Raw genomic sequence first — 4,088 nt, 5'->3', positions numbered from 1 at the left:
CGATTTTAATGAATAAGCACTAATATGACTGAGTTTTTTAAAATTTATGTTCAATCTCGTTAAGACGCAGTTTGAGGCCACTCAACCACTGCGATTTTAATGAATAAGCACTAATATGACTGAATTTTTTTAAATTTATGTTCAATCTCGTTAAGACGCAGTTGAGACCACTCCACCCCTGCGCTTTTCATTATTGAGCTATAAGTTGACTGAATTTATCAAGTTTATGCTCAGTCTCACTTTCAAGTCTTGGCCACAAGAAATTAAAATAAATAAACAGCGTATCTAGCGAAAGTATTAAGCTAAGCGAAGGTACTTAAATAGAAAAACCAGTTAACTAGATTCCTAAAAGGGAAATTAAGCTAACTGGTTTTTATTATAATAATTTAAGAATATCTTTTTCGATTGCTTTAGGCGAGGTGGTTGGCGAGTAACGTTTAACCACTCGTCCTTCGCGATCAATTAAAAACTTCGTAAAGTTCCATTTGATATTATTGGAGAATAGTCCTTGGGTTTCTTGTTTTAACCATTGGAAAATGGGTTCAGTCTTAGGGCCATTCACTTCTACTGTTTCATTTAAGGGGAAACTGACTCCAAAATTCAATTGACAGGTGCTTTCCATATCACTATCGACCACTTTTTCTTGCTTAAATTGATTGGATGGAAATCCGATGACAGTAAAATCTTGGTCGTGATAGCGTTGATAGAGTTCCTCTAATTGAGTCAATTGAGGGGCTAAGCCACAACCGGTTGCGGTATTAACGATTAACAAGACTTGTCCATTATACTCATTTAAGCGGTAGGGTTGACCGCTACTACGAACTAATGAAAAATCTGGTAAACTCATGCTTTTGCTCCTTTCAAACATCCCTTATTTTAAACAGGACTACCTTTACGATATTCACTGGAATAGTAAAGGCCAAATCAGTCTAGTATCTTTATCAATCATGGTCAAAGTAGAAGGGTAAATACATCAAAGTTCTACTCCAGCCCAACAAAATTTCTAAATGAACAAGCCTTTACAACAACTACAATATTAATCAATAAACTAAAGGGCAATTTTCAATGAATTAGTCGTCTAAATCAACATTGTGGTAAACGCGTTGAACATCTTCGTCATCTTCCAAAACTTCAATTAAATGTTCAAATTTTTTCAAATCGTCGCCTTCTAATTTCACTTCGTTTTGTGCAATCATGTCGGTTTCAGCTACTTCAAATTCAGTAATTCCCATACCTTCTAAAGCAGTTTTAATGGCTTCAAAGTCTTTTGGTTCACCATAAACAACTACGGTATCTTCTTCAGAAAATACCTCACGAACATCGACATCCGCTTCTAATAAAGCCATCATCACGTCGTCAGCATCTTGATCGGCCATTACAAAAACAGCTGTTGCATCAAACAAGTAATTAACTGAACCACTCACACCCATGTTACCACCATTTTTACCATATGCAGCCCGAACATTACTTGCTGTACGGTTAACATTATTAGTTAAGGCATCGACCATAATCATCGAACCATTAGGTCCAAAGCCTTCGTAACGTAATTCTTGGTAGTTTTCATCATCGCCACCTTTAGCTTTATCAATGGCTTTTTCAATAACGTGACGAGGGACATTATATGTTTTCGCACGATCAACAACAAAACGTAATTTTTGGTTTAATTCTGGATCGGGTTCACCTTGTCTTGCAGCAGCATAGATTTCAATACCGAATTTAGCATAAATCTTCGAAGTATTTTGGTCTTTATTTGCTTTCTTTTCCTTAATATTCATCCATTTACGACCCATTTATTTCACTTCTCTTTCAATAAAATTAGAATGTTCCAACACTCATTTTACCATAAAAACGTCCTTTGTGATAGAGTTTTACGTTCTATTTTAATTCGTTAAATTATGAGAGTTTGCTTAAAAAATGGAATTGGCTTTTGACAGAAGTGTCTTGCATTTTATGGATAATCCAAATAAGCATCATTTAATGTGAATAGAAAGGGAAATATTAAGGCCATGGCTGATGATATAGGACTCGCAATAATCACCAGAACACCCCATTTTAAGTAGTTGCTGTTATATCACGGATTTGTCAAAAACTACTAAAGTATTTAAAACCAGGAGATTATTGGGGTGTTTGTGTAACAATTAGGTTACATGACACTTTAAAAATGACCGGTTACTTTTACGATGTGATGACAAAACAGCGAATTCATGGTCGAATCGTTATCTAAATGTTATAATATAGAGGTAGATTGATATCGATTGGAAGGAGAAAAAAATGAAATTACATAAAAAATTAATCTCAGCTTCAATGGCTTTATTAGCCTCAACCTCATTAGCTGTTTTACCAACCACACAAGCACAAACCACCACACACACTGTACAAAGTGGAGAATATTTACAAGGCATTGCAGCCGCATATGGCGTAACTGCAGAAGAATTACGCGCATGGAACGGCTTATCAAGTGACATGATTTATGTCGGCGATGTATTAGTCGTAGACGGATCAAGCAGTGGTACGGTAGTATCTAATTCTAGTGTTGCAGGTACTCACGTCGTTCAAAATGGTGACGTCCTATATAATCTAGCTATTCGTTACGGTGTAACCGTCGATGATTTAATGGCATGGAATGGTTTAACTAGCGATTGGTTAAATGTCGGCGATACTTTAGTTGTCTATGGTAATGCAACGGCAACAGGTGGTAATTATTATTATGATTACACAGCACCAGTTTCTACCTCTTCAACCGGCTACCATACAGTAGCTCCTGGCGATACATTATCAGGCATTGCGGCCGTTTATGGTGTAACCGAAGAAGAATTGTGGGCATGGAACGGCTTATCTAGCGACTGGTTGAATGTCGGAGACCAAATTGCTGTCACAGGTTATAGTTCTGGCGCTACCTCAACTTATACTAATTATGTGCCAACGACCAATACTGCAACAACAAATTACACGGTTTCAGCAGGGGATAGCTTATATGAAATCGCCCAGGCTTACGGTACGACCGTTGATAACTTAATGGCGATTAATGGATTATCAAGTACTTTCTTACAAATTGGTGATCAATTAGTGGTCCCTGGTGCAGATAAGAGTGCGACTTCTGAAACGCCAGCTGAAGAAACAACGGAAGAAACAACGACCGAAGATAAGAATAAAGAAGAAGCTAAAGAAGAAGAAACTGCAACGTCAAGCGATTTAACCGACGAAGAAAAAGCGGCTGGTATTAAAGCAAAACACATTATTCAAAAAGGTGAAACTTTATTTAAGATTGCCAATAAATATGGTGTCACACTATATAATTTAAAATCTTGGAATAACATTACAGCAGAAAATCCAGCTCGCGTTGGTGATGAGTTGATTATTAAAGATTCTGCTTATGAACCTCAAAAACATAAAGTAGTAGAAGGCGACACAATTGATTCAGTTGCGGAAACTTATAAAACAACAGCAGAAGCAATCAAAGTGTGGAATGAATTGGCTGACAATGAATTAGAAGTAGGTAAAGAAATTTATGTAAGTAATCCAGAACCAACATTACATGAAGTTCAAACAGGTGAAAACTTACAAACCATTGCCGATCAATATGGTGTAACACCAGAAGATTTACGTGCATGGAATGGCTTACCAGAAAAATCAATGATTGTTAATGGAACGATCTTAGTATCAGATCCAACAGCCGTTACTGAATAATAAAAATAAAACTAATAAGACTGGGCAGAAATTTTAGAGTTTCTGCCCAGTTTTGCGTCTTCAAACATTGTGTAGTGAATAGATGGTATTAGAGAGGCATATTGCGAGAGAACAACCGGTTCAATATTGATTCAGATTTGCGCGAATAGAAACATTGGTATATGTATGCACTGATAAAACACCGTAGACTTATTTAAAGATACGCGAATGTCAATGTAAAATAACAAACCATCTCTAAGAGGATATTTAACCTCTTTAACTGGTAGGAGTGTTAATGCGAAGTGATAATTCGTATCAAATCGGCAATTAGAACTATTTTACAAATCGGAGAAAGATAAAAGGGAGTGGGCAAGAAGTAGAAAATCAGTCGATTTTCGCTTCGTCTGCCCACCCCCGCACAG

At 36.7% G+C, this 4,088-nt stretch carries 3 protein-coding genes; 1 reads left to right on the top strand and 2 read right to left on the bottom strand.

From position 1 onward, the window contains the following. Nucleotides 1-376: 376 nt before the first annotated feature. Nucleotides 377-847, bottom strand: a complete 471-nt coding sequence (locus HMPREF2811_RS06345; RefSeq protein ID WP_071408609.1) for a glutathione peroxidase — start codon at nt 845-847, stop codon at nt 377-379. Nucleotides 848-1,070: 223 nt separating this feature from the next. Further along, nucleotides 1,071-1,790 carry a YebC/PmpR family DNA-binding transcriptional regulator gene (locus HMPREF2811_RS06340; protein WP_071408608.1) on the bottom strand — a complete coding sequence of 240 codons (720 nt, stop codon included), beginning with the start codon at nt 1,788-1,790 and terminating at the stop codon, nt 1,071-1,073. Between the two features lie 481 nt (nt 1,791-2,271). Between HMPREF2811_RS06340 and HMPREF2811_RS06335 the strand changes: the two genes are divergently transcribed. Then, nucleotides 2,272-3,687 carry a LysM peptidoglycan-binding domain-containing protein gene (locus HMPREF2811_RS06335; RefSeq protein ID WP_071408607.1) on the top strand — a complete coding sequence of 472 codons (1,416 nt, stop codon included), beginning with the start codon at nt 2,272-2,274 and terminating at the stop codon, nt 3,685-3,687. Nucleotides 3,688-4,088: the final 401 nt, after the last annotated feature.

The sequence above is a fragment of the Globicatella sp. HMSC072A10 genome, assembly GCF_001811625.1.
Taxonomy (GTDB): domain Bacteria; phylum Bacillota; class Bacilli; order Lactobacillales; family Aerococcaceae; genus Globicatella; species Globicatella sanguinis.
The sequence above is the reverse complement of the archived record's forward strand: the minus strand, read 5'-3'. Positions and strand labels throughout refer to the sequence as shown.